Annotated in this window: 24 protein-coding genes; 12 read left to right on the top strand and 12 right to left on the bottom strand. The window is 57.1% G+C overall.

The window, feature by feature from the left end:
• Positions 1–79 precede the first annotated feature (79 nt).
• The 3 genes from Q1A32_RS16860 to Q1A32_RS16850 all read left to right on the top strand — a co-directional run bounded on the left by Q1A32_RS16860 (position 80) and on the right by Q1A32_RS16850 (position 6,027).
• Positions 80–3,040, top strand: a complete 2,961-nt coding sequence (locus Q1A32_RS16860) for a hypothetical protein (protein ID WP_299655751.1) — start codon at positions 80–82, stop codon at positions 3,038–3,040.
• Positions 3,041–3,348: 308 nt separating this feature from the next.
• Entirely contained in the window at positions 3,349–4,179 is an 831-nt protein-coding gene (locus Q1A32_RS16855; RefSeq protein ID WP_299655749.1) for a hypothetical protein, read from the top strand.
• 27 nt (positions 4,180–4,206) lie between these two features.
• A complete protein-coding gene (locus Q1A32_RS16850) occupies positions 4,207–6,027 on the top strand; it encodes a D-Ala-D-Ala carboxypeptidase family metallohydrolase (RefSeq protein WP_299655747.1) in 1,821 nt (606 codons plus the stop codon).
• Positions 6,028–6,204: 177 nt separating this feature from the next.
• On the opposite strand, the gene Q1A32_RS16845 is transcribed toward Q1A32_RS16850, so the two are convergent.
• Positions 6,205–6,516 (bottom strand): cupin domain-containing protein, encoded by a 312-nt coding sequence (locus Q1A32_RS16845; protein ID WP_299655745.1) that lies wholly within the window; start codon positions 6,514–6,516, stop codon positions 6,205–6,207.
• A gap of 21 nt (positions 6,517–6,537) precedes the next feature.
• Positions 6,538–7,281, bottom strand: coding sequence for an SDR family NAD(P)-dependent oxidoreductase (locus tag Q1A32_RS16840; RefSeq protein ID WP_299655743.1), 744 nt, complete (start codon positions 7,279–7,281; stop codon positions 6,538–6,540).
• Between the two features lie 283 nt (positions 7,282–7,564).
• Between Q1A32_RS16840 and Q1A32_RS16835 the strand changes: the two genes are divergently transcribed.
• The 5 genes from Q1A32_RS16835 to Q1A32_RS16815 all read left to right on the top strand — a co-directional run bounded on the left by Q1A32_RS16835 (position 7,565) and on the right by Q1A32_RS16815 (position 11,888).
• The gene (locus tag Q1A32_RS16835; protein WP_299655741.1) at positions 7,565–8,257 is read left to right on the top strand and encodes a GntR family transcriptional regulator; all 693 of its coding nucleotides are present in this window, start codon (positions 7,565–7,567) and stop codon (positions 8,255–8,257) included.
• 23 nt (positions 8,258–8,280) lie between these two features.
• The gene (locus tag Q1A32_RS16830) at positions 8,281–8,793 is read left to right on the top strand and encodes a redoxin domain-containing protein (protein WP_299655739.1); all 513 of its coding nucleotides are present in this window, start codon (positions 8,281–8,283) and stop codon (positions 8,791–8,793) included.
• Positions 8,794–9,011: 218 nt separating this feature from the next.
• The gene (locus tag Q1A32_RS16825) at positions 9,012–9,992 is read left to right on the top strand and encodes a TRAP transporter substrate-binding protein (RefSeq protein WP_299655737.1); all 981 of its coding nucleotides are present in this window, start codon (positions 9,012–9,014) and stop codon (positions 9,990–9,992) included.
• Between the two features lie 75 nt (positions 9,993–10,067).
• Positions 10,068–10,595: a TRAP transporter small permease gene (locus Q1A32_RS16820; RefSeq protein ID WP_299655735.1), complete on the top strand. Its 528-nt coding sequence runs from the start codon at positions 10,068–10,070 to the stop codon at positions 10,593–10,595.
• 9 nt (positions 10,596–10,604) lie between these two features.
• On the top strand, positions 10,605–11,888 hold the full coding sequence (locus Q1A32_RS16815; RefSeq protein ID WP_299655733.1) for a TRAP transporter large permease: 1,284 nt from the start codon (positions 10,605–10,607) through the stop codon (positions 11,886–11,888).
• Between the two features lie 32 nt (positions 11,889–11,920).
• On the opposite strand, the gene Q1A32_RS16810 is transcribed toward Q1A32_RS16815, so the two are convergent.
• The 4 genes from Q1A32_RS16810 to Q1A32_RS16795 form a co-directional block, all read right to left on the bottom strand.
• Complete coding sequence (locus Q1A32_RS16810; RefSeq protein ID WP_299655730.1) at positions 11,921–14,137, bottom strand: PAS-domain containing protein; 2,217 nt, start codon at positions 14,135–14,137, stop codon at positions 11,921–11,923.
• A complete protein-coding gene (locus tag Q1A32_RS16805) occupies positions 14,137–15,333 on the bottom strand; it encodes an FIST N-terminal domain-containing protein (protein WP_299655727.1) in 1,197 nt (398 codons plus the stop codon). The genes Q1A32_RS16810 and Q1A32_RS16805 overlap by 1 nt, the downstream gene beginning before the upstream one ends.
• A gap of 34 nt (positions 15,334–15,367) precedes the next feature.
• Entirely contained in the window at positions 15,368–16,069 is a 702-nt protein-coding gene (locus tag Q1A32_RS16800) for a response regulator transcription factor (protein WP_299655724.1), read from the bottom strand.
• A 108-nt stretch (positions 16,070–16,177) separates the two neighbouring features.
• Positions 16,178–17,947 (bottom strand): PQQ-dependent methanol/ethanol family dehydrogenase, encoded by a 1,770-nt coding sequence (locus tag Q1A32_RS16795; protein WP_299614598.1) that lies wholly within the window; start codon positions 17,945–17,947, stop codon positions 16,178–16,180.
• 221 nt (positions 17,948–18,168) lie between these two features.
• Here Q1A32_RS16795 and Q1A32_RS16790 point away from each other — a divergent pair, with 221 nt between their 5' ends.
• Positions 18,169–18,690, top strand: coding sequence for a hypothetical protein (locus tag Q1A32_RS16790; protein WP_299655721.1), 522 nt, complete (start codon positions 18,169–18,171; stop codon positions 18,688–18,690).
• A 134-nt stretch (positions 18,691–18,824) separates the two neighbouring features.
• Here the strand turns inward: Q1A32_RS16790 and Q1A32_RS16785 are convergent, their stop codons facing one another.
• The 6 genes from Q1A32_RS16785 to Q1A32_RS16760 are packed head-to-tail and all read right to left on the bottom strand — an operon-like array spanning position 18,825 to position 23,455.
• Positions 18,825–19,361: a tetratricopeptide repeat protein gene (locus Q1A32_RS16785; RefSeq protein WP_299655717.1), complete on the bottom strand. Its 537-nt coding sequence runs from the start codon at positions 19,359–19,361 to the stop codon at positions 18,825–18,827.
• A gap of 32 nt (positions 19,362–19,393) precedes the next feature.
• Positions 19,394–20,185: an ABC transporter permease gene (locus Q1A32_RS16780; protein ID WP_299655714.1), complete on the bottom strand. Its 792-nt coding sequence runs from the start codon at positions 20,183–20,185 to the stop codon at positions 19,394–19,396.
• Positions 20,182–20,898: an ABC transporter ATP-binding protein gene (locus tag Q1A32_RS16775; RefSeq protein WP_299655711.1), complete on the bottom strand. Its 717-nt coding sequence runs from the start codon at positions 20,896–20,898 to the stop codon at positions 20,182–20,184. The genes Q1A32_RS16780 and Q1A32_RS16775 overlap by 4 nt, the downstream gene beginning before the upstream one ends.
• On the bottom strand, positions 20,895–21,347 hold the full coding sequence (locus tag Q1A32_RS16770; RefSeq protein ID WP_299655708.1) for a hypothetical protein: 453 nt from the start codon (positions 21,345–21,347) through the stop codon (positions 20,895–20,897). The genes Q1A32_RS16775 and Q1A32_RS16770 overlap by 4 nt, the downstream gene beginning before the upstream one ends.
• A 24-nt stretch (positions 21,348–21,371) precedes the next feature.
• Positions 21,372–22,334: a YVTN family beta-propeller repeat protein gene (locus Q1A32_RS16765; RefSeq protein WP_299655705.1), complete on the bottom strand. Its 963-nt coding sequence runs from the start codon at positions 22,332–22,334 to the stop codon at positions 21,372–21,374.
• A complete protein-coding gene (locus Q1A32_RS16760; protein WP_299655702.1) occupies positions 22,331–23,455 on the bottom strand; it encodes an ABC transporter substrate-binding protein in 1,125 nt (374 codons plus the stop codon). The genes Q1A32_RS16765 and Q1A32_RS16760 overlap by 4 nt, the downstream gene beginning before the upstream one ends.
• Before the next feature lie 201 nt (positions 23,456–23,656).
• On the opposite strand from Q1A32_RS16760, the gene pedF reads away from it, so the two are divergent.
• The 3 genes from pedF (at position 23,657) to Q1A32_RS16745 (ending at position 25,866) form a co-directional block, all read left to right on the top strand.
• Positions 23,657–24,355: a cytochrome c-550 PedF gene (gene pedF, locus Q1A32_RS16755; RefSeq protein WP_299655699.1), complete on the top strand. Its 699-nt coding sequence runs from the start codon at positions 23,657–23,659 to the stop codon at positions 24,353–24,355.
• Positions 24,356–24,359: 4 nt separating this feature from the next.
• A complete protein-coding gene (locus Q1A32_RS16750) occupies positions 24,360–25,262 on the top strand; it encodes an ABC transporter substrate-binding protein (RefSeq protein WP_299655696.1) in 903 nt (300 codons plus the stop codon).
• Between the two features lie 88 nt (positions 25,263–25,350).
• Positions 25,351–25,866 (top strand): CoxG family protein, encoded by a 516-nt coding sequence (locus tag Q1A32_RS16745; protein WP_299655693.1) that lies wholly within the window; start codon positions 25,351–25,353, stop codon positions 25,864–25,866.

The following is a 25,866-nucleotide window of genomic DNA, read 5'->3' as shown; positions in this document are numbered from 1 at the left end:
AAGATTGATCATGCTGCGCTCTCTGCTTTTTGCCTTTGTCCTCTGTTTCCTTATTCCACTTGCCTCCCCAACACCCTCCATGGCCGATAGCACCACGTATGAGTCACAGTCTGCCAACTTGCCGCTGCCGAGCACGCTACCGCTAATTGACTACGAGAACGTCCTCTTCCCGTGGATTGCCAACCGCGAATACGTGGGGTTGGGGTGGAAGCGCGACAAAAGCTGGCGTGATACGGGCCCGTTTGTCTTTAACATGAGCTTTGGCATCCACCCGGCGGTGCGCATGTATTACTCGCCCGAGATCATTGTGTGGCTCGAAGGCGGTCGGACCGGTGAGATCGAAGATGGCGCCATCGTGATCAAGGAAATGGTGAACCCACCGTCTGCCATGTACAACGAATACCGGGCGGGCCTTGTCGAACAATACCCCAATGATCCCGCCAAAGTCGCCGAAGAGATGTCGAACTATGCCTATGATACCGGTGGTTTGAACTGGACGGTCATGGTCAAGGACAGCGCCCTGTCGCATGGCGGGTGGTTCTTTGCCTCGGTGTACTTTGCCGACAAGGACGACATGAAGGCGCGAAAGCCGGCCATCGACACGTTTGAAGCACCCTACAGCCCGCCATTGGGTGCCGGGGGCGATGGAATGTGTATGCGCTGCCATGCGTCCGCCGCCGAGGAGCTGATCTTTTCCGCATTGGAAAACATCGAAGGGTATCCGGGGGAGCCGGTCATTTTCCGCGTCGACGAAAGTTGGCGCGATCTTCCCAAGGCGCAAAAACCCGCGTTTGGTGCCAGTCTGGAAGATATGATCAAGTCGTATGTGAACGACGCGCATGATCCGGCCGCCATGCGCGCCGCCCATGTGGCGGCGGCCAAGGCATCGCCGGTCGATCAGAACAAGGACTTCACCGACATGTTCCCCGGTACAGGCGGTGTCGATATCACGCGCGCCAACTTGCAGACATTGCCCAGCGAGTGGCTGGATCATGTTCCTGCACGCCCCAACGATACGCAGCATTTCCTGACATCAGACAATTGCCTTGGCTGTCATGGCGGATTGGGCGGCGCACCGTCGGGTGTGACCATGTTCATCAAGGATGGCTCTGAATATGGCGACGGCTACAACATCTCCGAATATGGAGAATGGCGCTGGTCACCGATGGGTCTCGCCGGGCGCGATCCGATCTTTTTTGCCCAGCTGGAATCGGAATTTGCACTGCTGGAACAGGCCGGCGTTGGGGACCTGTCCGAGAACCTTGGAACCACATGCCTGTCGTGTCACGGTGCAATGGGCCAACGTCAGCTGGAAATTGATGCGCACGCAAACCCGGATCTGGGCCTCGACGGCAACGCCTTCAAAGTCGAATACACGTTGCTGCACGACCCGCTGACTGTTGCGGAGAAAGAGCAGCAGGTGGCCGATGGAACATACCCCTATCATCAGTACGGCAATTTGGCCCGCGAGGGGATCTCGTGCGCGGTCTGCCATCATATTGCGCCGCCGGAACAGGCTGCTGGCCAACCCGATTACAACAAGCTCGACACCTATCTGATGAACGGCACAACGGGTGTATTCCGCACAACCGCTGCGGACGAACTGATTGGTCCGTTTTCCGATGTGCGCGAAAAACCCATGCAGAACGCGATGGGCATCACGCCCATGTATGATGACTACATCAAGGACAGTGAGATGTGCGGCGCATGCCATACGATCAACCTGCCAAATGTGGACGCGGCGACGGACGAACCACTGCCCGGTTTCACGCCCGCGGAGCAAGCCATTCTCAACCAAGCCGCCAAGAACGCGGTCGATTTCCTGAATGAAGAATTTGGCGTGACCTACCGCGAGCCATTGGTCCAGTTCCAGCATTCGGTCGAGCAGGCGACGTTCATCGAATGGCAGAACAGCCAATTCGCGGATGCGGGCACCGCGCAGTCCTGTCAGGATTGCCACATGAAAAGCAATTTTGAAACGCTCGACGGCACGATCAAGATCGACAGCCTGACAACTCAGATTGCAACAATCCAGGACACCAACCTGCCCGAGGTGCCCAACGCCCTGCCCCAAGACGAGATCGATGTGCCGTTTCGCGACGACTACAAGCGGCACAACTTTGTGGGGCTGAATGCCTTTATGGTCGAAATGCTGTCGCAATTTGATGAGGAGATGGGATTGGGACCGAAGGATCCAATGACCTATGCAACCAACGGCGCGGAACTGTCCATTGAGACAATGGCGCTGCAAGCGCGGGATGAGACCGCCGACGTTGTCATCGAAAGCCTGACCGAAGCTGACGGGACGCTTGAGGTCGTTGTCAGTGTCGACAACAAGACCGGCCACCGCCTACCGTCTGGTGTCGGTTTCCGACGGGCGTTTCTGGAGGTGAATGTGACCGATGCAAGTGGCGCGTCGGTCTGGTGTTCGGGTTGCACAAATGGAGCGGGTGTGATCATCGGTCCGGACATGCAACCACTCCCGACCGAGTTTCTGGATGTGGTGCCCGAAGGCGCGACCGAAGCGCTGTATCAGCCCCATTACGACGTCATCGACGATCAAACGCAGGTACAAATCTACGAAGAGCTGACGCAAAACGCGAAGAAGGAATTCACGACCAGTTTTGTGCACCGAGTGCACCATCCGAAAGACAACCGCTTGTTGCCCTGGGGTGCCGCGGAACCTGGAACGCCCGAATTTGTGGAACGATTTGGCGACTCTGCCGTGACCGCCGCATTCATGAAAGCAACGATGCCCGAAGGTCGGGCAGAGCATGACGCAGGCGTCAAAGCAGGCAAGGACAAGCTAACCTATCAGATCAACTTGCCGCCTGACGTCGATCCGGCGTCTGTGACCGTATCGGCAACGCTCTATTCGCAAGCCATTCCACCCTATTACCTCAAGCAACGGTTCGAGACCGCACCAAACGGCCCGGCGACACAGCGATTGTACTATTTGGCGAGCCGGTTGCAGACCGAAGGCACGCTGATCGAGAATTGGAAGTTGAAGATCCAAGAAGATTCGGCGCAGCTTCAATAGGAAGCGGCTGGTTCTTGTTCCCAACTGATTGAGGTCGATCCGAACTGTCGGAAAGTGCGAACACTGGGGCGCTCGCCGCTTGGTCGTCGACCGGGTTTTCCGCCTATTCCGAGGCCGATACGGCAACATCCTTGCGTGGAAAGCCAAGGGCTTTTACAATAGTTGCCAGTCAACCAGCCCGTCACATATTTATTTTTCGTGTGCAATTTGCGGTTGGACGATTGAGCCGGGCGACCATTTCGCATTGCCGGGCCGTGTTTAGCACTTGTTGTAAGATTTTTAGCGTTTGCATTTTCAACGAGGAACATATGAAAAAACTCGTTTTATTAATGGCATTTTCTGCGTTGGCGAATTGCGGCACGACGGTCGCTGTTCGGGAATTTACAGCCTATGCAGAGGCATTTGACGGGGTGGTTGAGGCGTCCGACACGGTTTTGAATGAGATAGCTGCGGAAGAACGTTTGACCCGGAAGCGGACAATTGACCGTGGCAGCGTATCCAACAAATTCACACGCGACGATATCTCGATTTTTGCGCCATCTGCCGATCCGCCTTTCGTTGCATCCATGCGGTTTGCGGTGCAGTCCGTCGCAGACCTGAACGGCATTCTACTGGCCTATGCCCAAGGTCGGCCTCTCGACGTTCTTAAAAAGGACGTCAACGCGTTGCAGGTGTCAGCACTTGGGTTTGAGAAGCAGGACACCGGCAATGGCCTGTCCGGCGCATTAAACGGCAAAATCGCGGTGTTTGAAGAAGCCCTTGATGTCTTTGCAGGTATCGGATCACGCGAAGCGTTCCGAACGGAACTGAGCAAAACCGCGGGCAAGATCAGTGATGTGCTGGATGTCATTCTGGACAACGCGCAAGTCGCGTTTACCGCCCTCACGGCAAGCGAGTTTCGCGCCTTGCGGGGTAATCCACCCAACGCGGCCGCGATCAGAGAGGATATCGCGACCGAGCGTGAGATGTTGGCCGAATGGCTTCATCTGATCGAATTGTCGCAATCGGCACTGTCACAAGCAGTGAGCGCTGCAGGCTCGTCGGTTGATCGAAATGGCCGCCTGATCGAAGCGGCGGTGCTGTCTGGTGACCTGCGCGCTCGGGTGGACAGGATCAAACGGCTATCTGCTGCGAATTGATAAACTGAACACATTGGAGGACAAGATATGGACGAGGAACTCAGAAGACTCCAAGCACTACGGGATGAATTGATTGCCGCAGCGGCGGAGGTCGGGCAGTCCGCGCTTACACCCGCGGAAAAAGCGCGGCGTATCTCGGAAATCAATTTTGAAATCGACGATATCGACGTGGTCATGATGGATCATGCCGCCACGCAAGTTAACGCCGCCTCACAGGCTGTCGTTGCCTCGACAGAGGCGGCCGGGCGGAACGTGTTGGGCAAGGTTTTGGATGGGCTGTCCGCCGTCGTTGCTTCCATTCGCGAGGACGTCCAACGCATCATCCGCGACATCACGCCCGATCCCGTCGCCGTCGTTCCCAACACCGCCCCGACACCCGCTATCGTCAACCCGGTGGCCGATGACCCGGTAATGCTGCGCCGCAGTTCGGGCACGCGAGCCGTGTACGGGCATTTGGTTCGGGCGATGCAAAACGCGTTGAGCAACGCAGGCTTCAGCACCAATGGCGTCGATATGATCTTTGGCGATGACACGGCCAACGCCCTCCTTGCGTGGCGCGCCAGCACGGGTCGGTCCACGCTGGATGCCATCATTACGAAGAATGAATTCACGGACCTCACGGGACAGGATGAAGTGGACCTTTTCGACTTTTGTGCCCAAGCCACGGCGTCCTTTGAAGGTCACGGTTTTGGTAAGATTGTCGGAGACTTTGACGGCGCCGTCATGACCTGGGGCTATCACGGGTACACTCTCAAGTTCGGTCATTTGCAGGCCGTGCTGGGCCGGATCGAAGCCAAGGGACCACAGACACTGGACGCCGTGTTCGGATCAGAACGAGCCAACCAAGTTCGTCAGATGCTGCAAATGCCGCTACAGGGTCAATTGGACTGGGCGCGCCAAAACGTTTTGGACGGCCAAAGCAGGATCCGCAGCGATTGGCATACCCAGTTTGCAGATCTGGGCGAGCAGGAAAGTGCGCGTACGGCAATGCTGGAGCACAGTCGTGAAGCGTTTTGGGACGGTATTGCAGTGCCTCAGGCGACGCTTATGGGTCTGCACGAACCGCTGAGCCTTGGCATGCTTTTCGACGCGGCCATTCAACAAGGTGGTGCATCCAACTCAACGCTTGAAAAAGTGAAGGCCGCGCGGGCGGCAAACCCCAATGCGACGGAAATGTCTTTGCGGGAAGTTCTTGCGAAAGCACTGCGCGCACAGCTGTCCAATTCAAAGTGGGCCGATGACGTATTCGCACGGCGCAGAGCCTTCATTTCCGGACGCGGCAAAGTGCATTCGGTCAACTACGATCTGGGGGCCTGGGGGTTCTTTGCGTCCGACGACGAAAATGAGGGACGGATTATCCCACCACGGCTGCCCGAAATCACGCAGATGCCTGCCATTCAGCCAAGCCAACGCAGTTTTGCGCAGTTCTTTGAGGATGAAATTCAAAGCCACGCACCGAATTTCAGCGCGACAGAACTGCTGTATCCCGGCGGTGGCAATGCGGCTGGTGCCTGCAAGGGGCTCAACACTGACCCACCCGAGGACCTATGGCAGAACGCGGTTGCACTGAGTACATTGTTGCAAGCCATTCGGGATGAGTTTGGGGCTCCGCTCCGCATCAGCAGCTGCTACCGGTCCCCCGAATACAACAGTTGCATCGGTGGCGCGAGCCGCAGCCAGCACATGCGTTTCACGGCCGCAGACATCACAATTGCAAATGGAAACACGCCACTCACGTGGTACAACAAGATCCTGGAAATGCGCAATCGAGGTGTATTTTCCGGAGGGATTGGACGGTACAACACCTTCGTGCACGTGGATGTGCGCGGAGAAAACGCAACATGGTAGGCCCATACATCAACTTCGGCAGCCACTGATTTTTGCGAATTTTCGTTAGAGGGCAATCAGTGACCGAAACAGCCAATTGCCCGCGCCCACCGAGCCGCATCTTATCGCCTTGCAGGGTTACAATAGATCGTCTTTCCAAGGCGGCAGGATGAGCCAATCACCAATCGGCTCGGTGCCCTAAAGAAAATCCTCGCGCCGCGGGGTGAAGCAATCGATCAAGGTGCCGGGTTCGAGGCAGATGCAGCCGTGCGTCACGTCTGACGGGATGACAAAGCTGTCGCCCGGACCAACCTCTCTGGTTTCATCGCCAATCGTGAATCGAAAACGCCCCTTCTCGACATAGGTTGATTGGACGTGAGGGTGGTTGTGCAGATCGCCAACGGCACCTTCCGCGTCGAAACGAAAGACCACGACCATGAGCGCAGGATCATCCGCAAGTACTTGGCGGGTCACGTCTTCTCCGGTTTTCACCACGGGGAATTTGGTCATGTCAAAACGCTCCTTTGCCGATCAGGAAAACAGCATGCCGCCGTTGATGTCGATATTTGCACCTGTGATGAAAGCCGAGTCATCACACGCCAAAAACAGGATCAGATTGGCCGTATCTTCGATCGTTCCCTGTCGCTTCACTGGTACTGCGGCCTCGTAGCCGCGCCTGGCCGCATCGGCTGTGTGAATGTTGTGAAAGTCGGTGTCGATCATACCCGGACACAAGGCGTTGACCCGAATGTCCGGACCCAATTCCTTCGCCAGTGCCCGCGTCATCGTCATGACAGCGCCCTTGGACGTTGCGTAGGCGACCGCACCGGCGCCGCCCCCATCGCGGCCCGCTTGGCTGGCCAAATTCACTACGACGCCCGTTTTCATGTGCTCAAGGCAGGCTTTGGTGATCATGAAAACGCTTGTCAGATTCAGATCCATCACGGCATTCCAGTGATCCAAATCCATCTCGGCCATTTTCTTGCGGGCGATCAAACCGCCGGCATTGTTCACCAGGATATCGATACTGCCGAACTCTTGGACTGTTCGAGACACCAGCGCATCCACATCCTCTTGGCGCTTGAGATCGCCCTGCATCGAGAATGCGCGGCCACCTTGCGCGTTGATCTTTTCAACAGCGGCATCTGCACCGTCGCCGCTGGAAAAGTAGTTAATGGCAATATTTGCACCCTCAGAGGCGAGCTTGAGTGCCGCGGCAAGACCGATATCGCGACCGCCACCGGTGACGATGGCTGTTTGTCCAGCAAGTTTCATGTCTTGATCCTCTTTATTATCCCGACGCTCTGACCCGCACTGTGCAACCCTCACGCGACCGCACATCCACGCACCAGTCGAGTGAGGCAGATAACCAGTGCCATACAGATTCGGTTTCACTTTTCACTCAAACTGGTATACTAGTCAATCAGTGTTACTTGGAGTGCTGCCGCTTCGGCCCAACTTGAACACTCTGCCAGATGCAGGGTCTGAAAATGCAGTTTTGGCTCTGCTGCAAAGGCAGTAGACCTCAAATGGAAGACCAAATTACGGAGGCCGCCAAATGGCGCAGGTAACTCAGTTCGGTGTGCGTCGCACAAGTGTCGATGACATCTATGCCTACCTCTACGACGAGATTTCGTCGCTCCGTCTCAGACCGGGTGACAAGATTTCCGAGGCCGATATCGCTACTCAGTTCGGTGTGTCTCGCCAACCTGTTCGGGATGCGTTCAGCCGATTGGCGACGCAGGACCTGTTGTTGATCCGCCCACAACGCGCCACGGAAGTGAAACGGTTTTCCATGCGCGAGATCGTCAAATCTCGATTCGTTCGTTTGGCCGTCGAAAAGGAAATATTGCAACGCGCAGCCGAGCAATGCGATTCCGACGATGCAAAGCAACTCGACACTGCCTTGAAGCTGCAAGAGCAATCCGTTCAAGACAGGAACATTGATCAGTTCAACGCACTCGATTATGAGTTTCACAAGTTGCTGTGCCAGATTGCGCGGTCCGAATTTGCGTTCGACGTGATCGTGTCCGAGAAGTCCAAAGTGGATCGCTTGTGCACTTTGAGCTTGTCAAAAGGCGACCGCATGCCGGAACTCGTCGAAGATCACCGCGCCATAGCCGCCGCCATCAAGATCCATGATCCTGTCGAGGCAATAAAGGCCGGTGTCCATCATCTGTCGCGGCTCGACGAGACCATTGCGCGGATCTCAGAGACAAACACAAACTACTTCATGCCCGAGAGCCATTGACCACAAGAGAGGACGAATATCGCATGAACGCCAAACCCCGCGTTGGTGAACCCGTCGGCATCTTCAACTTTGACACAGTCGGCGGCGGAACGATGACCATTGGTCAAAATCAAGATCGATGGACCATGCTGTTCGTCTACAGAGGGCGGCATTGCCCCCGGTGCAAAAGGTTTCTGAATAAACTGAACGACATGTTGGCGCAGTGGGTGGCTGTCATGGATGTGGTCGTCGTATCGGCGGACACTGCGGAAAAAGCACGGCTGGACAAAGAGGAGTTCGGTTGGGACTTCGATCTCGCCTACGGTTTGACAGAAGATCAAATGCGGTCCCTTGGCCTGTACGTTTCTGATCCTTTGTCCGAGGCCGAGACGACAGACCGTTTCGCGGAACCCGGTGCCTTCGGCATACGCCCTGATGGCACCTTGATGCTGGTGGACATTTCCAATGGACCGGCTGCACGACCGGACCTCAGTGAATTGCTGGACGGGATGGAATTCAACATCAGCAACAACCGCCCGGTGCGCGGCACAGCATGATCGTTGATACAGAACGCGCTTGTCACCGCATTTTGCCACCTGGAACGCCGTAATAGCACAGAAGATTATTGTTGACAAAACTGGTATACTAGTACTCCTCTTGATGTACCTAAATGCCAAGCCGTCGTGTTGGACCTATCGGGGTGGGAGATGGAGCCTCCGATGAAGGGCCAGCATGCCCAAGAAGCAAATTGGCGCGATTTCAAAGGGAGGACATCATGTTCAACAACATTACCAAATCATTGGTTGGCGCGGCCGCCATAGCCGTCATCGGCGTCACCGCCCATGCCGCAGACTGGCGCGGTTGGAATATTCACGTCGAAGGGTATCCAAACACCGTCGCCATGGACAAATTCGCCGAGTTGGTTTCGGAAAAGACGGGTGGGGAAATCACCCTGCAAATGTTCCATGGCGGTACGCTGGGCAGCCAGCCAGACGCAGTTGAGCAGGTGCGCGCGGGTGCGCTCGAGATCGGCAACTTCAATCTGGGACCCATTGGCCCAATCGTCGCTGAGGCCAATGTTGTCTCGTTGCCGTTCGTTTTCAAAGATGTGCCACACATGTTCCGCGTGCTGGACAGCGACGGTGGTGCAGCCATCGCCGAAGGTATGGCCGCAAAGGGGCTGACGCCCTTGGCATGGTATGATGCAGGTGCGCGGTCTTTCTACAATGGCGACAAGGCAATCAATACACCCGAGGATGTTGTAGGTATGAAGGTTCGGGTCATGAACAACGACCTGTTTACCGGCATGATCGCCCAGCTAGGCGGCAACCCGTCGCCGATGGCTTTTGCCGAAGTGTACCAAGCGCTCAAGACGGGGGTTGTGGATGGTGCGGAAAACAACTGGCCATCCTATGAATCCACCGGCCACTTTGAGGTCGCGGGCTACTACTCGCTGTCGCAGCACCTGATCATCCCCGAATGCATCTGTGTGAACACTGACGCGTTCAACGCGCTGTCTGCGGATATGCAGGCGGCTGTGTCGGAAGCGGCGCAAGAGTCAGCCACGCTGCAAAGAGAGTTGTGGGCGGCGCGTGAAGCGGCAAGCCGCGAAGCGGTGGAAGCCGCAGGTGTGGTCGTGAACGAAATCGCCAACAAGACGCCGTTCCAGGAAGCTATGGCGCCTGTGTACGAGGCGTATTTCGAAACCAATCCGGGCTTGCGCCCCTTGGTCGAACTGATCCAGACAACTGAATAAACTGTCGCTAAACTAGTCGATGAGCGTCCGGTTTCGACCATTCGGAGCCGGGCGTTTTTACGCAGGAGACGCCGCATGAGTGATGCTTCTCAAACCTCGCCAAAGCTGCAGCGCATGTCGACCGTGCTCGACTGGATTGCGCTGGTGTGCCGTGTCGTGACCGGTGTCGCGCTGGTTGTTCTGACGGTGATTTTTGGCTGGCTGGTGTTCGGTCGCTACGTGCTGAATGCAACGCCGACATGGGTCGAGCAAGTGGCTCTTCTGCTGGTCATGCTGATCGCATTTCTGGGCGCCGCTGTCGGCGTGCACGAAAACACCCACCTGTCTGTCTCCATTCTGCGTACATCCCTGCCACGGCACATTCGCGCGGTTCTTGTTGTTATCACGGACGTGGCGATGGCCAGTTTTGGCGGTCTCATGTTCTGGTACGGATGGCAGTTGACGGTCTTCAAATGGGGCTCGCTCATCCCCTTGATCCAGGTGCCGGAAGGTCTGCGATCGCTGCCGCTTACAATCGGGGGCGGTCTGATCCTGCTCTTTTCACTTGGCCACCTTGTCCGCCTGTTCCTTGGCGCGGATGAGCGTACGGACAGCATCGAATAGGATCCGATCATGGGAATTGCAGTCCTTCTGGGCGCGTTTGCCTTTTGCGTCGTGATTGGCGCGCCTGTCGCCTTCGCGCTCGGCATCTCGGCCATTGTCGCCTTCTGGTACGAAGGTCTGCCATTGATGATCGGATTTCAGCGGATCATTTCCGGCATCAACGTGTTCGCACTCATGGCGATCCCGTTCTTCATCTTTGCGGGGGAGTTGATGTTCCACGGCGGCATCGCCATGCGGCTTGTTCGGTTCGCCCAGGCCGCAGTGGGGGCCGTGCGCGGCGGTCTGGGGATCGTGAACGTGTTTTCATCTATGCTTTTCGGCGGCATCTCAGGCTCTGCCATCGCGGACATTTCCGCACTTGGATCCATCCTTGTGCCGGTCATGAAGGAAAAAGGGTACGACGCGGACTATGCCGTAAACGTCACGGTGACGTCGTCGATTGCGGGAATCATCATCCCACCCAGTCACAACATGATCATCTTTGCCATCGCGGCGGGTGGCGGCATTTCGATCTCCAAGCTTTTCCTGGCTGGTGTGGTGCCGGGTATCCTCATGTGTCTATGCCTTGCCGCAGCGGCTTACATTGTGGCTGTCAAACGAGGCTACAGCGCAGAAAAATTTCCCGGGTGGGCCGCCTTGGTCATGGCTTTTCTGGGTGCAATCCCTGGGCTACTGACGGCCGTGATCATTGTCGGCGGCGTTCTTTCGGGCGTGTTCACCGTCACTGAATCCGGTGCGTTTGGGGCGATCTATGCATTCCTCGTGACGCTTTTGGTCTACCGTTCCATCACGGTGGAAAAGTTCAAAACGGCCGTCATCCAATCCGTTCGTACAACGGCCATGGTCATGATCCTGATCGCCTGTGCGGGCGCGTTCGCATACATGCTGACGTTCTACCGGGTCCCGGCCAAGACGGTCGATCTGCTGACCGGGTTGACCGAGAACCCCATTCTGATCCTCCTGATGATCAATCTCGTTTTGCTGATCCTTGGCATGATCATGGACATGGCGGCCCTGATCCTGATCTGCACACCAATCTTCCTGCCAGTCGCAAACAGTCTGGGCATTGACCCCTTGCAGTTTGGAATGATCCTGTTGGTGAACCTTGGTCTTGGTCTGTGCACGCCGCCGGTGGGTTCATGTCTGTTCGTCGGGTGCGCCGTGGGCAAGCTGCCGATGGAAAAGGCGGTTCGGACCATTTGGCCTTTCTATATTGCCATCTTGATCGCGTTGATGCTGATCACGTTCGTACCCGCGATTTCGCTGACATTGCCTTCGATGGTCGGCGGGTAAGTGCGGCTCAAAATACCGATGGTATGGACGCGCTATGCCTGCATCCGGTCGGACAATCCGAAGCCCGCATTCAAGAAATCGTAGATGCGTTGCGCATTCACCGGTTTGGACAAGAGGTTCAAGTCCAATCGCTTGCACTGGGAACGCAGCTCCGCTGTGCGGTCTGCCGAAATAATGGATGCGGGAACGCGACCGTATTTCTCCAGTATGCGTTCGTACAACTCGATCCCGTTCATACTGTTGCCCAATTGGTAGTCGAGAAGGAAAGCATCGGGCACAAGATCGATTTCGGAAATGGTATCGAGGGCTTCTTCCGCCGACTCCGCGACAATCACTTCGCCGCCGCAGCTTTCGATCAATTGGCTGATCGCCTGTGCTACGCCACGGTTGTTTTCGACCAGCATGACCAGCAATCCGTTCAGGTCGCGCAACGGGTGCGCTGACGGCGCAGTGCTTGGATCGAGCAGCCCCGTCGCGGTCGCAGATACCGGCACCATGACGGTAAAGCAGCTGCCGGTCTCCGGCTTGGACCAAAGCTCAAGCGGATGGCGAAGTCCCTTGCACGCGCGCTCGACGATAGCCAAACCCAGCCCCAATCCGGAATTGGCCGCGCCGGATCCAAGCTGTTTGAACTCTTGGAAAATCGTGTCCTGATCCAGCTCGGCGATGCCGCACCCAGTATCCCACACCTCGATCCGGGCAAAATCTCCAACGCGTCTTACCCCCGCCAAAATTCGTCCGTTTTCGGTATAGCGGATCGCATTGGACAGAAGGTTTTGCACGATCCTTCGCAGATACCCAGGATCGCTGAGAACCGTCAGCCCGCTGTGCACCAAGGTAAAGTCCAACCCTTTCGCGCGCGCACTCGGGGCAAGTTCGTCCCTGAGCGGATCGAAAATCTCGGTCAATGAAATGGGTTGGACATCGAACACGGCATGGCCCGCATCCAATTTGGAAATTGCTGACAACGCTTCGATGATCTGTTCGACACCCTGAAGGGCCGTTTCGGTTTTTGCCACGACATGTTGAATGTCAGCGTTGTCCGTTTGATCCGAGATGGACGAGACAAAGAGTTTGGCGGCAGACAGCGGTTGCAACAGGTCGTGGCTGGCTGCCGCAACAAATCGAGACTTCGATGCATTGGCGCGTTCCGCCTCCGCCAGAGCTTCCTCAAGTTCGGCCGTGCGCTCTTCGACCCACCCTTCGAGCTTTTCATTGACCTCAGCGAGGGCCCGTGTGGCGGCACGTTCCGAGGTTACATCGGTCAAGCTGATAACGAAGCCTCGATCCGGCATTTCCTGGGCAAAGATACTGTACGTCTGGTCACCTTTGCGGGCCACCTCGAACGCTATAGGATCGCGCGGTCGGGCGCGTTTCGTCCATTCTATCAGACGCTCGGCTGAGAATGTTGCATTGAATTCGAGCTCCTCTCGAAACTGCTCCATCAGGTCATCGAAGCTTAACCTGTGGCGATGGCGAACAGGTGCGACGTCAAGCAACCGGTCCATCCGCTTGTTCCAGCCCACAAGCGTCTTGTTGTGGTCGAAAATGCAGACACCCTGGTTCAGGTGATCAAGCGTTGCCTGCAATTTGCGCGCCTCCTGGTGGCGCATCTTGTCACGTTCCTGACGTTCCATTCGGATGATGTCGGTTACGTCCGTCTGCAGGATCACGGTCCCATTGCGCGATGTCCGGTGTTCAGAGGCTTGCAACCACCGGTCCCAGATCAGACTGACATTGAACACCACGTGCTCTTCCCGGTGCCGTTCCAGCCGCAGTTGTGCCCAATCGTCAGCCGTCTGCCCGTCGGGCAATGCCAGAAAGCGACTGGTCGAGATCGAGGTGACATAGTCGTGAAAGGTCAGCCCTTCTTTCAGCACCGGCTCAACGTCTTGCAGATCCCGACAGAACCGACTGTTGAACAGAACCAGCCTGTCGTCCTGATCGAACAGCGCAAAGCCTTCGTTGATCGTCTCGATCGCTTCGGTCAAGTTCGACCGGGCGTTCTCAGTCTCCATGTTCGCCCGCTCAAGGCGCGCATTGGAATCTTGGAGCAGGTCCAATGTCCGTTCCAGATCACGGGTGCGTTCCCGCACCTCGGACTCCAGAAGGGCAGCCCGCTCGAATTGCTGGTAGGCAAAGCCCGACTGCTCGGTCTTTTGTTCGACCCGCCGCATCAAAGCTTGCGAGATTTGCAGAAGTTTTTCGTTCTGCCGCTCAAGTGAGTCCTGCGGATTGATCAGCGACACTATGTATCTGCCTTGCTGTCAGGCATGGGATGATAGAAAGCGACACCGCTCATCGTGTGGTTTACATGCAATGGACCAATCTGTTCACCGTAGGTCGAAAACCCGGTGACGTGATTGGCGCTGAGCACCTCTGAAATCTGGCGGGTTTGCTGCGATTGTTCCGCCTCTATGCGGCGCAAGATACAATCGCACCCTATGATGTTGGCCGGCCTGTCAGGATAACTCAGATCGGTCAGCCTGGCCTGCAAATGTGCCGCCAGATTTTCCTGCGACGCAACGGTCAGAACCATTCCTTCGTCAATGGCGGAAAAGAAGACCAGTTCGCCGTGTTCGTTGACCTGCTGGATGGCGCGCACGTGGTGCGTGTCGCCAATCCGCACCACGACCGGGTGCGATGCAAAGGTGAAGCGGTCCAGCTGATCGGGGTCCTTACCAACAAGCCGCGCATATTCGCGGGCAGCAGGTTCGGCATTGATCTCTTTCACGATGCGGCGCGCCGGGTCAGCGCCGGTGACGACCATCTGCGTGTCGCCGGGGACAAGATGGTTCAGGCTGAACACACGGGTTTGGTACTTGCTGCGCGCCAATGTCAAAATGGCTGCGTTTGTGGCGACCTTACCGTTCAGAGCAACAAAGGTCTGGGTAAAGCTGGTGCCATCGCCGGCCGATCCACCGAAGATCGGGAAATCTCGCAACGCAGGCGCAATTGTTGCCGCCAGCGTATCCTCGCTTAGCGAAAGGCCATCCACCACGAGAAAGGCAAAGTTGTGATCAAGGTCAGGCGTTCCATCCCGCAAAGCGATCCTTTCCAGCGTGACCTGGTCGATGGTTGCCTGCATATCAAGGACACTCACGTCCTCAATCATCAAGGACTTGGTCACAAACCCGTCTGACGGGAACCCGATTGCAACAACAAGGCCCTCTTCGTACCCGGTCGTGCCGATTTCCCCGGCCGTCGTACAGGCCAGCACATCAACGTCTGGAAACAGTGTTTCCGCTTCGGCCACGACCCCGTGGAAATCGACGTTGGGCGTTACGAAAAGGGCGACCAGCGCAAACGGACCTTCGCCCAATTCACGTTTGAGATGTTTGACGGGCGACGTCGTTGAAGCGCGCACTTCACCAGTGCGAAGTATGTCGCATTGGTCTGCCACGGCACGTCCTTCAAGCCTGTCGGCCTTGGACTGCAATGTCATTTTGATTTTCTCCCTGACACCTACGATAGGGGCGTCAGTTGGGCGTTGGCAAGACCTTTGAATACTTGGCTTCTTGCGCGACAAGTACGGCCTGCGTCCGGCTTTGCACACCAAGCTTTCGCATGATGGCGGTGACATGCGCCTTCACGGTGGTTTCGGCAATGGATAGGTCAAAGGCAATCTGCTTGTTCAGCTTGCCTTCGCAAATCAGCTCCAGAATCCGGGCTTGCTGATTGGTGAGAGAAGACAAGCGTGTCAGATGGTCCTCCTTGCCTTCGGTCCCGTTGCCCTCGACATAACCCGCCGGTTTATAGGTTTCCCCCGCGGCGATCGTCTGGATCGCTTCAAGGAAAACGGATCTATGCGAATGTTTCGGAACAAAGCCCTGCGCACCTGCGACAATTGAATTGGCAATGATCGAATTGTCCGTCATCGACGACACAATGATGACCGGCGTGTGTTCTGCCGTTCGTTTCAGACGCATCAGCCCGTCCAGCCCATCGACATCCGGCAGGTTCAGATCCAGCAAGATAAGGGATGGTGGCGTGTCTTGCGCCAGACGCTCTATCGCATGTTCCAGACTGTCGGCGGTAACCACCTTGGTGAAATTCGCAACGGATCGAAGTGTCAGTTCGAGGGCATCACAGAACAAGGGATGATCATCGATCACCAACGCCCAGCCTTGCGGCGGCTTGGATTCGGATGGGTTGGACACGGGCGTGGTTTGAAGCGTCATAGACCTAGCCTAAACCACAGTCCGCGTGTCGGTCACTTGTCAAAAGGTACTAGGCCAAAAGCAAAACGCCCCCGCACAGGCAGGGGCGTTTCGCATTTCTTCAACTAATCAGTTGGCGGAGGCCAGCTGTTCCGGCAGGCGGAATGTCCAGAGTGTGCCGCCCTGGTTCAGGTAGTTGACCTTTTTGGCCACTTCACCACCCCAGAGTGGCACCGCGCCGCCCCAGCCAGAAATGACGGTGACATATTGTTCGCCATCCTGTTCCCAAGTGATCGGCTGACCCACGATGCCCGAGCCGGTCTGAAAGGACCACAACTCTTCACCGGTTTCATCGTCAAAGGCGATGAACTTGCCTTCGGGCGTACCGGTGAAGACAAGGCCACCCGCAGTGGTCATAACACCCGCCCAAAGCGGCGCATCATTCTTGTATTCCCACTTGGTCTCACCCGTATCGGGGTCAATCGCTTTCAAGCTACCGATATGGTCTTCGTAGTTGGGCTTGATGGTAAAGCCAGACCCAAGATAGGCAGCGCCCTTCTTGTAGGTGATCGGCTCGTTCCAGATATCCATGCCCCACTCGTTCGAGGGCACATAGAAATTGCCGGTGCGCTGGCTGAAGGCCATCGGCATCCAGTTTTTGCCCCCAAGGAAGCCAGGTGAAGAAAACACGACCTCACCCTTCTTGCCATCGGCAGAAGCTGCCGGATCACCGGGGCGGTTGTCTTCGATGAAGATTGGGCGCCCATTCTCGTCAATGCCGCTTGCCCAGCTGATGTCCTTGACGAAGGGCACAGCTGACACGAATGCGCCATCTTCACGGTTGAGCACATAGAAGAAACCGTTCCGGTCGGCGGTGGCAAAACGCTTCACGCCTTCGCGGTTTTCGTAGGCAACGACCTCGTTCACGCCATCATAGTCCCAGCCTTCGCGCGGAGTGGTCTGGTAGTGCCACTTGATCTCGCCGTTGGAAGGGTCGATGCCGATGCGTGACGCGGCATACAGGTTGTCACCTGCATTGCCCTCGGTTGGCTCGCCTGCGTTGCGCAGGTGGCTGTTCCATGGGGCCGGGTTGCCGGTGCCGAACACAAGCGTGTCGGTGTCGGAGTCGTAGGATCCGCCCAACCAGGTGGCCCCGCCGCCGGTTTTCCACATGTCACCTGGCCAGCTTGCATTCAGTGTGCCGGTCATTGTGCTTTCTTCGCCGTTGAGCGTGCCCATGTGACCTTCGATCACGGGGCGGGTCCAGACAAGCTCACCTGACTCGGCGTTGCGCGCCTGCACTTCGCCGACGATCCCGAACTCACCACCAGAGTTGCCGGTGATGACCAACCCGTTCACGATGAGCGGCGCCGCCGTATAGCTGTAGCCCGCCTTGTAGTCGGCTATCTTCTTGTTCCAGACAGTGTCGCCGGTCTTTGCGTTCAGTGCCACAATGCGCGCATCAAGCGTGCCGAAATAGATGTTGTCGCCATAGATTGCCGCACCGCGGTTGACCACATCGCAGCAGGGCAGAATGCCTTCGGGCAGGCGGGCATCATATTGCCACAGCTCTTCGCCTGACTTCACATCGATGGCATAGAGGCGCGAATAGGAACCGGTGATATACATCACCCCGTCATGTACGATGGGTTGTGTTTCCTGGCCGCGCTGCTTTTCACCGCCCAATGAGAACGCCCAAGCAGGCACCAGATTGTCCACATTGTCCTTATTCAAAATGTCCAACGGTGAATACCGCTGAAGGTGACGGCCCATCCCATTGGTCAACACGTCAGCGGTCGAGGCGGCATCATTGGCCAGCATCTCTTCCGTGACACCCTGCGCAAATGCGGGTGTGGTCGACAGCACCCCGACAATGGCGGCTGCAATAAATCTGTTCATATGTTTTCCTCCCAAAACCCGTTGGTGGGCAGTTCTTGCAAAGGCAACCTGTCGCAACAGAACGGCCTTCACCCTGCGTCAATTATTCGTGCAAAAAGGGTGCACAGGTATTGCACAATGGTCGTAAGACCCCAAGAAACTTGACATGAACCTTGCGACTTTGGTCGCGCAGCGACTCATGGCGGCAGTCCATATCGTGCGCTTTCAAGGGGGAAATCGACATGATACGCTATGCATCTATTGCCCTTGCCATTCTTGCCACTGGCGTATGGGCGGACACCAGAAATGTATATCTTCAGGCGCAGGACGGAACGCAGGTCAGGATTGCGACCGTCGAGATTTCTGACAGTGGCACGTATTCTGTCGAAATGGAAAGCGACCCGTTTGCCAACCACTTCCTGTCCATGCGCCCGTTCCGCTGCCTTGAAGGACCGAAAAAGCACTGGTGCCATGTCCCCTACCCCTATGAGATTGCGCGCGATATCAGCACGGACCTCACCGATCTGGAGTATGACTTTCTGTTCGTATGGAAGGGCGCCGGAGAGTACGGGATCAATATGTGGAACGGGATCTATTACAAGCTGGAAGCAGAGGGAGACCGTTTGATCGGCACGCTGCTGGAGTTGGATATGGACTTGCTGTCAGCCCCGCCCGACGCAGGCAACCTTCGCCCACTCAAGGCAGCAGACCTGCATGCAAGCGACCCCGACAGCCATTGGTTGCCCCATATGGTGATCGAATAGCCGAGAGGATCTGGTCGACTTCCGACTATGCCAAGGCGTTCAGGCTACACCAGCGCCAGTTCCGGGGTTGAAGACGTCGCATTCAATAGCTGGCAAATCGCTTTGAGGCACTTGTTCGTTGCCGATGAAGGTTTTTAGAATGACGGCGCGTATTTCCAGTTGTCGGCATCCGGCGTGACCTCGTCCAAATCATATCCTGCACGTTGCAATCGCTTGGCGATCATCAGTCCGTCGCGCGCAGCTTCGTCCACCAGTTGCCTGCCAAGCGCATCATCCTGCGCTACACCGTGCCCGCGCATCAGTGATATTCCGTAGTTGAATTTCCCGACAGGATCACCCGCCTGCGCCGCACGGCGGTCCCATTCGGCAGCACTGTCGGGGTCGTATTCAGCGCCCAGACCATTGTTGTCCAGCTGGCTCATCCACGTCATCGCTCCGGTGTATCCGTCATTGGCACAGTTCCGGAACAGAGTGCGCGCGGACGCATGATCACCCGATTTCGTCAACGCATATCCCATCGAACAAATGACCATTCCGGTTTCCCCACGCTCGGCCTGATCCAGGAAATGCTGCCAGGTCATCTCGTCCGGATTAAGTGTGCCAAACTCGTCGGCAGCGGCTGATGTGGCGCCAAACGCGATCAAGATAGCGGTGGGAAAAAAGCTGTGCATGGCTCTGTCATAGCACGGATTCGCTGGGCGACCTACCCGCGCCGCCCGATCCGAGTGCGCGCAGGATCGTAACCGATCAGAGCCGCCGCCGCGAAAACTGACGCAGCCACAAGCGTCCAGACCAACGCAGAACCATTGAGTTGCGTATACAACGCGAAGCGGATCAATTCGACCGCATGCGTGAAAGGGTTCAGCGCGCAGATGTCATGCAAGAGCTCTGAGCTTTCGGCCATTTTCCAAAGTGGATAAAGCGCCGAGGACAGAAAGAACATCGGGAAGATCACGAAATTCATGACCCCGGCGAAGTTTTCCAACTGCTTGATAAAACTGGACAAGAGCAACCCAAGCGCGCCAAGCATCAGCCCCGCAACAATCAGGGCTGGCAGCACTGTGACATAACCCCAGCCGGGCATACGAATGTCGAAGGCGGCAGCGATGGCCAGAAATGCATAGACCTGCAAGATCGAAATCGCCGTCGACCCCAGCAACTTGCAGAACAACAGCCACCCGCGAGGCAACGGCGACGTGAGCAGCAGTTTCATTGACCCCATTTCGCGGTCATAGACCAAAGACAGCGACGACTGCATTCCGTTGAACAGCAAGATCATCCCGCACAAACCCGGCACGATGTAGGTCTCGTAAGTGATGTAGGTTTGATAGGGCGGTATGATACTGAGCCCGAGGGCTGCGCGGAAGCCGGCAGCAAAGACCAAAAGCCAAACCAGCGGCCGAACAAGAGCCGCGACAAAACGCTCGCGCTGATGAATGAAACGCAGCGCCTCGCGCAGGACAATTGCGCGCAAGGATGTGAGGTAGGCCGTCACGCTTGCACTCCGGTCAGCGACAGGAAGCGGTCTTGCAAGCTCAAATCTCCCGCGATGTCGCGTGCTTTGCCGTGCGCCAGAATGCGGGCCTGATGCAGGATGATCAGATCATCGCCCGGTTGCACTTCGTCCGTCAGGTGCGTTGCCCAAAGGATCGTTTTGCCCGTTTCCGCCAGTGCATGAGCATAATCGGTGATCGACGCTCGCGCTGCCGCGTCCAGTCCAACGGTAGGTTCATCCAACAGCAAAACGCTCGGATCGTGCAGCAAAGCGCGGGCAATCTCGGTCCGGCGTCTATGGCCGCCGTTCAAGTCGCGGGCCTTCTCCCCTGCCCGCTCGCGCATATCCAGCTGATCAAGCGCCGCGTCGATGCGGGACCGTGCCGAACGACCGGACAATCCGTGCAAAGCTGCGAAGTAAGTCAGGTTTTGGCACACGGTCAGGTCCAGATCGAGCGTCGTCTGTTGGAACACGATGCCAAGCTCTGCAAGAGCCGCACGTGGTGCAGTTCGCAAATCATGGCCCGCAATTTCAATCCGGCCCGTCGGTGCGACGAAAAGCCGGGTCAGCAGATTGAACAAGGTCGATTTGCCTGCGCCGTTCGGTCCAAGAAGCGCGCAGAACACGCCGGACTGCACGCTGAAAGAGACATCTTCCAGCGCGTGCTTTTGTCCGTAGGAATAGCTGAGGCCCTGCGCCTCAAGCCCGATCATTTGATGGTGATGTCCAACCGCTGCGTTTCCCCGGATGTGCCGGGGATCTTGATGTAATATGCACCGGGTTTGATCGCGACGAAACCGATTTCCATCTCGCCCGCCTCGTCAAATTCGATGCTGTCGAGGCCAAGGGGTCGGATTTCCAGGCCCTCAACGACAATTTCATCGATCCAGATGGCACGAAAAAACTCAGGGCCGACCAAGGCAAGTTCCTGGCTGCCATCGCCCTGTATTTCGAACTCGTAGTAGGTTCCCGATTGCAGCTCCCACGGCCCGTCCGGTGCGATTGGTTCGCCCGAGGAGAGGATGATCGGCGGCAGGTCTTCCTTGTTCTTGCCCGACAACAGGCCCGCAGCACCAAAGCTGGGGCGGTCATCATCGTCGTCGGCCAATGCAAGCGTCGGCACCGCAAGTGTCATCGCGGCGATCAAAGCCAAGGTTTTCATGTGAGTTCTCCCAAAATGTCTTGATTATGATCCGGTGGGTCGGAATGCGGCCCCCCAGGGAAAGCGGCCCACCTTGATGGATTTGATGGCTTTGCGTGATGCGACGTCGATCACTGTCACGTCGCCCGACACGCCGTTGGTCGTGAACAGCATCGACCGATCCGCGTTGAAATCCATGTGCCAGACGCGGCGGCCAACAAGAATGTAGTCTTCGATCTCGTAGGTTTCGGCGTTGACAACGGCGATGTGGTTCGACGGACCAAGCGCGACAAAGGCATGGGTGTCACCCGCAGCAAACTCAAAACCCACGGGTTGGACGCGGTCGGGATGCACGCCCTGCACCTCAAAGCTTATCTTGGCCTTTTCGGTTTGAGTGGCGGTGTCAAAAACGGTGAGCGTGCCGCCGATCTCGGAACTGACCCACATCTCGGTGCCCTCTTTGACAAACTCGGCGTGACGCGGGCGGCTGTCCACAAGCGTATTGGCAAAAAGCTCTTGCGTCTCGGTGTCGATCCAGTGCGCCATGTTGGTTGTTTCGGATGTGGTGATGGCAATCTTGCCATCCGGGGATACGGCCATGCCTTCGGGTTCCACCCCAACGTCGATCTGGGCAATGACCTTGCGCGTTTCGGTGTCCACGACGGTCGTGATCGCGTCATCTTCGTTCGCGATATAGAGGTGGCGATCGTTGGGATGCAGTACAAACTGCTCCGGATCGTCGCCAGATGGCAGTTCGTGCAGGATCTCGCCCGAGTTGGGGTCCATCACCTGAACCGCATTACTGTCCGACGCGCAGATGTAGACGCGGCTGTAGTCCTTGGAAAAGATGATGCCACGCGGGCGTTCGCCGGTTTCGTAGGTTTTGATAACCTCCAGCGTGTCAGTCGAAATTACCGACACCGTGTCGTCTTTTTCGTTCGTGACCCAGATCTCATCCGCCACGGCGGTTGTGGACAGAAGGGTCAGCAGCGCAGTCAGTCGGATCATTGGAACGCCTCGCATTTGCTTTCGGGACGGTCGAGCCCCAAGCTGTCTAGTTCGTTGGTCTGATGCAGGAACCCCTCAAGCGGAGCCTGTGCCACCAAGGCACGCGGGTGAGCGACGGCAATGGGTTGGCGGAGCTGACCGTTCCAGTCTCGGAACGTCAGCGGGCGCCCTTTGAAACCTGCAAGCTCGAATTCGTCTGACAGGATATAGGTGCGCAAGGTTTCGGGGTCGATTGCATTGGTCCTTGTCAGCGCCTCGCCCAATGTGCGCACCGCTGCCCATGCGGCGTAGTCCTGTGCCGTCATATCACGGGCGTGCTCTTCTTCGAAACGCGATTGCAATTGGGCCGCGCCCCATTGTTCGATCACCGGTGACCAGCCCACAGCGGTCAGCCCTTCGGAGCCCACGACAGGCCGCGCCTGCCATGTATTATACAGCACGTAGCGCCCGAAATCGTGGACCTCATCTGCGATGATCAACGCATCGTAATCCCCGAAATCCTGCGTGAAGAGCGGCACTTCCTGGCTTGCATTGCGGCGCATGTCGGCATCAAAGGCCCATTCCTTTTCGCCCTCCAGCGACAGACCAAACTTGGTCAGCGACCGGCGCATGGCAGCGGCATAGCTGATATCGGCAGCATGGGTCCCAAAGATCATCACCAGATCATTCCATCGCTTCTGCACCAACACCTGTGCCAACGCATCTGTGCGCATCGCATCCGAGGCGAGGGTGTGCAAAACATTGGCGCGGCACGCACCATCGCGGAGATCCAGATTGCCGGCCGACGTATTGAACAACAGCGCGCCCTGCGCCTCGTCCAGATCAGCAATGGCCAATAGATCATCGGCATTTGCGTCGATCACCAAATAGCGGGATGTGGCCAACAGAGTGCGGGCAGCCGCCAACGCGTCCTCACCCTCGGCCACATCTGCCACAGTCATCTCATAGGCGTGGCCCAGGAATTTGCCTGTTGTCAGGTTATCCGCCAAGCCTGTTTGGGCTCCGGCCAGCCCATTATCGTTCGGAATCGGATCCAGATTCGACAAGGTCGGTGGCACAGGCTGTTCAACGCGCAGATAGCCAATCGACAGCGTCGTGTCCGCAAAGCTTGCCGTCGCCATGATGCATCCGACACAAAAGCCGGTAACCCTTTGCATAAATCTGAATTCTCCCATGACAGTCACGCTAACGTGGGCCATTCTCGGGGCGGAATTAGACCTTGGTCTTACACCTTTCGCCGCACAACCAAAGTCCAATACCGGACACCAGCCCAGTCACGTAGGACAAAGGTAACACGAACGTTCATGTCAGGGAGGGATGTGATGCCCAGCACAACCGAAAAACGCTTTTTACTCGCCGGTGCGTTGACCGCAATCGCGAGCCTGGCCTTCGCCCATGGCGACGTCGCCCCACAAGCCGTCGACACAACCGGCCTGCCTGCAATCGAAGGCGACTGGTTGACCGAGAACCCCTACCGAGCGGACAAGGTGGGCGAAGAAACCTGGCTGCGCGCCATCGAAATCGGCGCATCCGGTTACAATCAGAACTGCGCGCGCTGCCATGGTCTCGAGGTTGTCTCAGGCGGTTTGGCCCCGGACCTGCGGTTCCTCGAAGCTGAAGAATACGGTGACGAATGGTATGTTGAACGGTTTCGGACAGGATACACCCAAAATGGCACCACAAAGATGCCCGCCTTCGGCGAACTGCTGGGCCAAGAAGCTGCTTGGGCTATCCGAACCTATATCGAGGCGCGCCCGGACGACGTTGCAGTGGAAGAGGTCGCAGAAGAGTTGAAAGCGATGCGGGATCAACTTGCAGGCTACGCCACCGATGCAAGCGGTGCAGATGCAGATGCGCTGAAAGGGCGGCTTGGCGAGATTGCGGGTGAAATCCCGACACTGTCTGGGGCTCCGGTGGCAGACAGTGCTGCCTTCCGCGCGGCAAACCTGATCGACGGGACGCCCGCTGCGTACAAGTCGGCCTCCGAAGCCTTGACCATCGGACTGTCAGCCGCAAACTGACGGTATGACATTTCGAACAACGCTATTCTCCCTGGTGGTTGTGGGTCTGTCCTTGACGGGGCAGGCCCACGCTGCTGATCCGTGTGCGGATTATGTCCCTCAGGCCAAGCCCCAGAATGTGGGGCGCGACATTGTCGGGCAGGAACTGGACCAAATCCAGGAACAAGGGCACATGCTATTCGCCGTTTACGAGGATTACCCGCCCTACTCCTGGGAAGAAGGGGGCGAGGCCCGAGGCGTCGATGTGGAGATCGCCAGAATTATCGCTGAGGATATCGGGGTCGAGGCACGCTTCAACTTCGTATCTGCTGGCGAAAACCTGGACGCCGATCTGCGCAACAACATCTGGCGCGGTGCCTTGATCGGCGGCCGTATCGCCAACGTCATGATGCGCATCCCCTATGACAGCGCGTTCAAATGCCGGGTCGAGCAGGTGGTGTTTACCGGTCAATACGCCGGAGAAAGCATTGCCATCGCGTATGACAAGGCGACTTACCCCGATGACAAGCCTGTCCCCGCCTATTTCCGCTTCGACACCGTCGGCGTTGAGAACGATTCAATCTCCGACTTCTACCTGTCGGGCTTTGTTGGCGGTCAGCTTCAAAACAACATTCGCCGCTTTCCCACAACAGGTGCTGCCATGGCAGCGCTGAACGCAGGTGACGTGATGGCCGTCATGGGACCACTGGGGGAGTTGGAACACGGGCTGACTAACACATCGGATGTGCATCAACCGCCGCTGGCAGGTTTCGCCGTCAGTCAATGGACCCTCGGCGTGGCGGTCAATTTCCGCTATCGCCCGCTGTCCTATTTTGTGGATGACGCGATCAATTACGCACTCCAGGATGGCCGGATTCCGGCGATCTACCAAAGGTACGGACTGACCCACCAAACCCCTGAAAGGTAAGAGCGACTTTGGTCTTACACACTTGGTCGAATGGTGCCCTGACCTTTGGCCCCATAGGCTTTTGAGGAAGCCAAAAGGGGGTCAATCCATGAATCTCAGCGACTCACGCGTTATCAATGCCGACCGGCCCACGGTCTGGTCCGCCATCCTCGATCCAGGGGTGCTCATGGCGTGCGTTCCGGGCTGTCAGGAGATGGACGGCACGCCCGAGGACGGGTTCACCGCGACGGTTGTGCAAAAGGTTGGCCCGGTCAAAGCGACATTCAAAGGGGCCGTAACCTTGTCAGAGATGCAAGCCCCGGAAAGCGTCACCATCTCGGGCGAAGGCAAGGGCGGTGCTGCGGGCTTTGCAAAGGGTGGTGCCAAAGTGCGGCTGGAAGAGCAAGGTGATCAGACCGTGCTGCATTATGACGTCGAGGCCAAGGTGGGTGGCAAACTTGCACAACTCGGCAGCCGCATCATCGACGGCTTTGCCAAGAAGATGGCCGACCAGTTCTTTAACAACTTTCAGGATCACGTGGGCGCTCCGCCCGCCGAAGACACAGAGCCGGAGACGTCCGACGACGCGCCCAAAAAGGGTTGGCTCAAGCGCTTGGTCACCTGA

Origin of the sequence: uncultured Tateyamaria sp. (assembly GCF_947503415.1) — a bacterium.
Classification (GTDB): domain Bacteria; phylum Pseudomonadota; class Alphaproteobacteria; order Rhodobacterales; family Rhodobacteraceae; genus Tateyamaria.
The sequence above is the reverse complement of the archived record's forward strand: the minus strand, read 5'-3'. Positions and strand labels throughout refer to the sequence as shown.

What these genes read in the sequence shown, in the direction of transcription:
- Q1A32_RS16855 (WP_299655749.1), top strand. Translation starts at nt 3,349, where the DNA reads ATGAAAAAACTCGTTTTATTAATGGCATTTTCTGCGTTGGCGAATTGC.
- Q1A32_RS16785 (WP_299655717.1), bottom strand. Translation starts at nt 19,361, where the DNA reads ATGCACAGCTTTTTTCCCACCGCTATCTTGATCGCGTTTGGCGCCACA.
- Q1A32_RS16830 (WP_299655739.1), top strand. Translation starts at nt 8,281, where the DNA reads ATGAACGCCAAACCCCGCGTTGGTGAACCCGTCGGCATCTTCAACTTT.
- Q1A32_RS16860 (WP_299655751.1), top strand. Translation starts at nt 80, where the DNA reads ATGGCCGATAGCACCACGTATGAGTCACAGTCTGCCAACTTGCCGCTG.
- pedF (WP_299655699.1), top strand. Translation starts at nt 23,657, where the DNA reads ATGCCCAGCACAACCGAAAAACGCTTTTTACTCGCCGGTGCGTTGACC.
- Q1A32_RS16835 (WP_299655741.1), top strand. Translation starts at nt 7,565, where the DNA reads ATGGCGCAGGTAACTCAGTTCGGTGTGCGTCGCACAAGTGTCGATGAC.
- Q1A32_RS16825 (WP_299655737.1), top strand. Translation starts at nt 9,012, where the DNA reads ATGTTCAACAACATTACCAAATCATTGGTTGGCGCGGCCGCCATAGCC.
- Q1A32_RS16820 (WP_299655735.1), top strand. Translation starts at nt 10,068, where the DNA reads ATGAGTGATGCTTCTCAAACCTCGCCAAAGCTGCAGCGCATGTCGACC.
- Q1A32_RS16850 (WP_299655747.1), top strand. Translation starts at nt 4,207, where the DNA reads ATGGACGAGGAACTCAGAAGACTCCAAGCACTACGGGATGAATTGATT.
- Q1A32_RS16815 (WP_299655733.1), top strand. Translation starts at nt 10,605, where the DNA reads ATGGGAATTGCAGTCCTTCTGGGCGCGTTTGCCTTTTGCGTCGTGATT.
- Q1A32_RS16840 (WP_299655743.1), bottom strand. Translation starts at nt 7,281, where the DNA reads ATGAAACTTGCTGGACAAACAGCCATCGTCACCGGTGGCGGTCGCGAT.
- Q1A32_RS16745 (WP_299655693.1), top strand. Translation starts at nt 25,351, where the DNA reads ATGAATCTCAGCGACTCACGCGTTATCAATGCCGACCGGCCCACGGTC.
- Q1A32_RS16775 (WP_299655711.1), bottom strand. Translation starts at nt 20,898, where the DNA reads ATGATCGGGCTTGAGGCGCAGGGCCTCAGCTATTCCTACGGACAAAAG.
- Q1A32_RS16760 (WP_299655702.1), bottom strand. Translation starts at nt 23,455, where the DNA reads ATGGCGACGGCAAGCTTTGCGGACACGACGCTGTCGATTGGCTATCTG.
- Q1A32_RS16805 (WP_299655727.1), bottom strand. Translation starts at nt 15,333, where the DNA reads ATGACATTGCAGTCCAAGGCCGACAGGCTTGAAGGACGTGCCGTGGCA.
- Q1A32_RS16765 (WP_299655705.1), bottom strand. Translation starts at nt 22,334, where the DNA reads ATGATCCGACTGACTGCGCTGCTGACCCTTCTGTCCACAACCGCCGTG.
- Q1A32_RS16845 (WP_299655745.1), bottom strand. Translation starts at nt 6,516, where the DNA reads ATGACCAAATTCCCCGTGGTGAAAACCGGAGAAGACGTGACCCGCCAA.
- Q1A32_RS16750 (WP_299655696.1), top strand. Translation starts at nt 24,360, where the DNA reads ATGACATTTCGAACAACGCTATTCTCCCTGGTGGTTGTGGGTCTGTCC.
- Q1A32_RS16795 (WP_299614598.1), bottom strand. Translation starts at nt 17,947, where the DNA reads ATGAACAGATTTATTGCAGCCGCCATTGTCGGGGTGCTGTCGACCACA.
- Q1A32_RS16770 (WP_299655708.1), bottom strand. Translation starts at nt 21,347, where the DNA reads ATGAAAACCTTGGCTTTGATCGCCGCGATGACACTTGCGGTGCCGACG.
- Q1A32_RS16790 (WP_299655721.1), top strand. Translation starts at nt 18,169, where the DNA reads ATGATACGCTATGCATCTATTGCCCTTGCCATTCTTGCCACTGGCGTA.
- Q1A32_RS16800 (WP_299655724.1), bottom strand. Translation starts at nt 16,069, where the DNA reads ATGACGCTTCAAACCACGCCCGTGTCCAACCCATCCGAATCCAAGCCG.